At 68.5% G+C, this 3,913-nt stretch carries 4 protein-coding genes and 1 pseudogene; 4 read left to right on the top strand and 1 reads right to left on the bottom strand.

Annotated elements, in window-relative coordinates:
• A partial coding sequence (locus WAN02_RS09525; RefSeq protein ID WP_422263905.1) for an SRPBCC family protein occupies positions 1-337 on the top strand: 337 nt, incomplete at its 5' end.
• Here WAN02_RS09525 and WAN02_RS09530 read toward each other — a convergent pair.
• Complete coding sequence (locus WAN02_RS09530; RefSeq protein ID WP_422263906.1) at positions 334-1,248, bottom strand: DUF3027 domain-containing protein; 915 nt, start codon at positions 1,246-1,248, stop codon at positions 334-336. The two genes, WAN02_RS09525 and WAN02_RS09530, sit on opposite strands and share 4 nt — an antisense overlap.
• A gap of 88 nt (positions 1,249-1,336) precedes the next feature.
• Here WAN02_RS09530 and WAN02_RS09535 point away from each other — a divergent pair, with 88 nt between their 5' ends.
• The 3 genes and pseudogenes from WAN02_RS09535 to WAN02_RS09545 form a co-directional block, all read left to right on the top strand.
• Complete coding sequence (locus tag WAN02_RS09535) at positions 1,337-3,013, top strand: MFS transporter (RefSeq protein WP_422263907.1); 1,677 nt, start codon at positions 1,337-1,339, stop codon at positions 3,011-3,013.
• A complete protein-coding gene (locus WAN02_RS09540; protein WP_422263908.1) occupies positions 3,010-3,510 on the top strand; it encodes a DUF2771 domain-containing protein in 501 nt (166 codons plus the stop codon). Before WAN02_RS09535 ends, WAN02_RS09540 begins: the two co-directional genes overlap by 4 nt.
• Before the next feature lie 55 nt (positions 3,511-3,565).
• Positions 3,566-3,913: pseudogene (locus WAN02_RS09545) on the top strand (hypothetical protein); the annotation flags it as partial.

Genomic DNA, 3,913 nt, shown 5'->3' on the forward strand with positions numbered 1-3,913 from the left:
GCCGCTGGGCGCGGTCCGCCCCGGCAGCCGGACGCTCAACCTCAACCGCCGCAACCTGTTGGTCTGGCCGACGACGTCCACCGTCCTCGAGTTGGTGCCGGACAAAAAGCTGGCGTTCCGGGTCAACATGAACAACACGGTCTGGAGCTACGAGCTGCAGCCCATCCCCGAAGGCACCAGGGTGATCGAAAGCCGGCACGCCGAGAACGGCGTCAAGCCGGTGTCCGGCATGGCCGTCAACACGTTCATGGGCGGGACGGCGAACTTCGAGCGGGAACTCGTCGACGGCATGAACGCTTCGCTGGCCAAGATCAAAGCCGCGGCCGAGAACAGCTAGCTCGGCTCCGCGGGTGGCTCGGTGGGCTCCGCGGGTGGCTCGGTGGGCTCCGCGGGTACCTCGCTGGCCTCGGGGGGGGCCTCGCTGACTTCCTCCGGCGCCTCAGTCGGGTCGGCGGGTGCCTCGCTGACCTCGAGCACGCCGTCGTCGTACGGGTCGTACATCGGCGAACCGCTTCCCGCGGGTGCGGGGGTGTCGGAATGCGCGCCGCAGCCGTATTCGAAGTCGACGATGGATCCGTCGGCCGACATCTCGTTGCCGCAGACCCCGAACATCGCCCCCAGCGAACCGGCGAGCGGCAAGAGGAATCCGCAATCGCGGCAGACGCGCTTGGTGGACTGCGCCATCTGCGTGCGGGGGCCGTGGTCGCCGTCGTGCCAGCGCTGCGCCGCCTCGGCCCGGCCCCAGGCACTCATCACCGTGCGTCGTCCCAGTCCGATCTCGGCGGCGGTTTCATCGACCTGCGGGTCACCGGAGGACGTGTAACCGGGCACCAGCCGCAGGTCGTCCGCCGGCGGCGCCAACAGGTCGCCGGGGCTCAGGTCGCCGGGCCGGACGCGTTGATCCCAGGGCACCCACTGCGGGGCCAGCAACGACTCGGGCCCGGGTACCAGCACCACCTCGCTGACCGTGGCATGGTCGGCACCGGGATAACTGGCCACCACGACCGCCCATTGCCAGCCCTGATAGCCGGGCAGGTGTGCGAGGAAACGGTGGGTGGCGCTGGTCGGATCTTCGTAGCCGACGCCGAGGTAGTCACCTACCGTGTCGTCGCCGCTGTGCTCGATGATGGCGGTCCGCGCCAGCTCGTCAGCACCAGTCAGGACCGTCGCCAATTCGGGCGACCACTCCGTCGTGGTCGCCGTTGCCGCCTGCGCGGTCGATCCGGTCGCGTCGTCCGTTGTTTCCATGGGCCTCTGATTCTGCCGCACAGTTGCGACTCACGGCCACACCGGTCGCCTGCGCACGACCACGGCCACCATGGGTGAGAATCGATGTATGTCTGAACGGCGCCGTGAGCACCCGGGTTCGGCTCCCGGCCGGCGTGGTCGGACAGGCCCGACGGCCGAGCATCCAGGCATGGCCAACTACCCTGCCGGCGAGCCGGATCACCGCCGGTCGCAACGCCCGCCGCCGATGCCCAGCTCCAACCGGTACCTGCCGCCGCTGAGTCGCGAACCGGGCACCGAGCCTCGTCGCGAGCCGCCGCGCGCCGGTTCCGGCAGCGGTGAGCGGGTCACCGTCACTCGTGCCGCAGCCCAGCGCAGCCGCGAGATGGGTTCGCGGATGTACTCGATGGTGCATCGGGCCGCTACCGCCGACGGCGCCGACAAATCCGGGCTGACGGCGCTGACCTGGCCGGTGGTGGCCAACTTCGCGACCGACGCCGCAATGGCCGTCGCCCTGGCGAACACGCTGTTCTTCGCCGCAGCCACCGGGGAAAGCAAAGGCAAGGTGGCGCTCTACCTGCTGATCACCATCGCGCCGTTCGCGGTGATCGCGCCGCTGATCGGGCCGGCACTCGACCGGTTGCAGCACGGACGCCGCGTCGCGCTGGCAACGTCGTTCGCGCTGAGGACCGTTCTGGCGGTGGTGCTGATCGACAGCTATGACGCCGCCACCGGCGGCTTCCCGTCCTGGGTGCTGTACCCCTGCGCGCTGGCCATGATGGTGCTGTCGAAATCGTTCAGCGTGCTGCGCAGCGCCGTGACACCGCGGGTGATGCCGCCGTCGATCGACCTGGTCCGGGTGAATTCCCGGTTGACCATGTTCGGACTGCTGGGCGGCACAATCGTCGGTGGCGGCATCGCCGGCGGAATCGAATACGGCTGCGACCGTTTGTTCCAGTTGCCCGGAGCGTTGTTCGTCGTCATCACCGTCACCGTGGCCGGCGCGTGGCTGTCCATGCGGATTCCGCGCTGGGTCGAGGTGACTGCGGGCGAAGTCCCCGCCACTTTGAGCTACCGCCAGGGCCGGCAGCGCCGCAATTGGCCCGATGAGGTACGACGGGCAAGCGGCTCGCTTCGACAACCGTTGGGCCGCAACATCATCACCGCGCTGTGGGGCAATTGCACAATCAAGGTGATGGTCGGGTTCCTGTTCCTGTATCCGGCGTTCGTCGCCAAGGCGCATCAGGCCAACGGCTGGGTGCAGCTGGGCATGCTGGGCTTGATCGGCGCGGCCGCCGCCGTCGGTAACTTCGCCGGCAACTTCGCCAGTGCGCGGCTGCGGCTGGGCCGGCCCGCCGTTCTGGTGGTGCGCTGCACGTTGGCGGTGACCGGTATCGCGCTGGCCGCGGCGGTGGCCGGCAACCTGCTGATGGCCGCGATCGCCACCCTGGTCACGTCGGGTTCGAGCGCGATCGCCAAGGCGGCTTTGGACGCATCGTTGCAGGACGACCTGCCCGAGGAATCACGCGCGTCTGCGTTCGGGCGTTCGGAGTCGACGCTGCAACTGGCGTGGGTGCTCGGCGGCGCACTGGGCGTGCTGCTCTACACCGATCTGTGGGTCGGCTTCAGCGTCGTCGAGTCGGTGCTGATCCTGGGCTTGGCGCAGACCGTGGTCAGCTTCCACGGCGATTCGCTGATCCCGGGTCTCGGCGGCAACCGGCCGGTGATGGTCGAGCAGGAAGGTGAGCGCAGCGAGCAGACCACCGCGGCGGTGCCGCGGCCGTGAAGTCCACGGGTAAGCCCGCGGTCGCCGTGCTGCTCGCGATCGTGGTGCTGGCATCGGTCGCCGCCGGAGTCGGCGCCTGGGCACTTGCGCGTGACCACAGTGCGCAGCGCCCCGAGATCAGCGCGTACTCACACGGCCACCTGACCCGGGTGGGCCCCTACCGCTATTGCAATGTGCTCAACCTGACCGACTGCGACATCCCCGAGACAGAGGGCGAGCTGCCGGTGAATTCCCGTGACCCCGTGCAGCTTTCGGTGCCTCCGTCGATCGGACGGGCGCCCTGGTGGTTATTGCGGGTGTACGAGGACTCCGCCATACCCGCGACGACGTTCTACCGGCCGGACAGCCGACTCGCGGTCACCATTCCCACCGTCGATCCGCACCACGGTCGGCTGAGCGGAATCGCCGTGCAGTTGATGACGGTGGTCGTCGACCGGTCCGGTGAGGTGCAGGGTGTCCCCCACGCCGAATGGTCGGTTCGGACGGTGTGGAACTAGCGACCGACGTGGGTCTGGTTCCACCGCGCCGTACACGCTGCTCAATGACACCGGCATGACAGGAGAGTTCTTCCGGATACCGCACTCCGCCCTGGCGATGCCGCACCACATGATCCGGAAGGCATGCGCAGTGTCACTGAGTCCCGGACACCCCCTGACCTCCCTGACCAACGACTACCTCCGTCGCCTGGCGGCAGACCCCGAAGTACTTACCACCCCCGGCGCAGACCTCATCGGGCACCCGAGTATCGAATTGGTCAGGGCCGTGATCGCCACGCACCTCAAAGCCGACGAGATCCGCGTCGCGCCGCTAGCGGTCACTCTGCGATTGCGTATCCTCGAATACACCCGCCGCCACCTCAACGACCCAAGCCTGAGTGCCGAATGGATCGCGGCCGTACAC

The organism is Mycobacterium sp. (assembly GCF_049281135.1).
Taxonomy (GTDB): domain Bacteria; phylum Actinomycetota; class Actinomycetes; order Mycobacteriales; family Mycobacteriaceae; genus Mycobacterium.

Bases quoted from the DNA above. Each gene is read 5' to 3' on its own strand.
- WAN02_RS09535 (WP_422263907.1), top strand. From the start codon at position 1,337: ATGTCTGAACGGCGCCGTGAGCACCCGGGTTCGGCTCCCGGCCGGCGT.
- WAN02_RS09530 (WP_422263906.1), bottom strand. From the start codon at position 1,248: ATGGAAACAACGGACGACGCGACCGGATCGACCGCGCAGGCGGCAACG.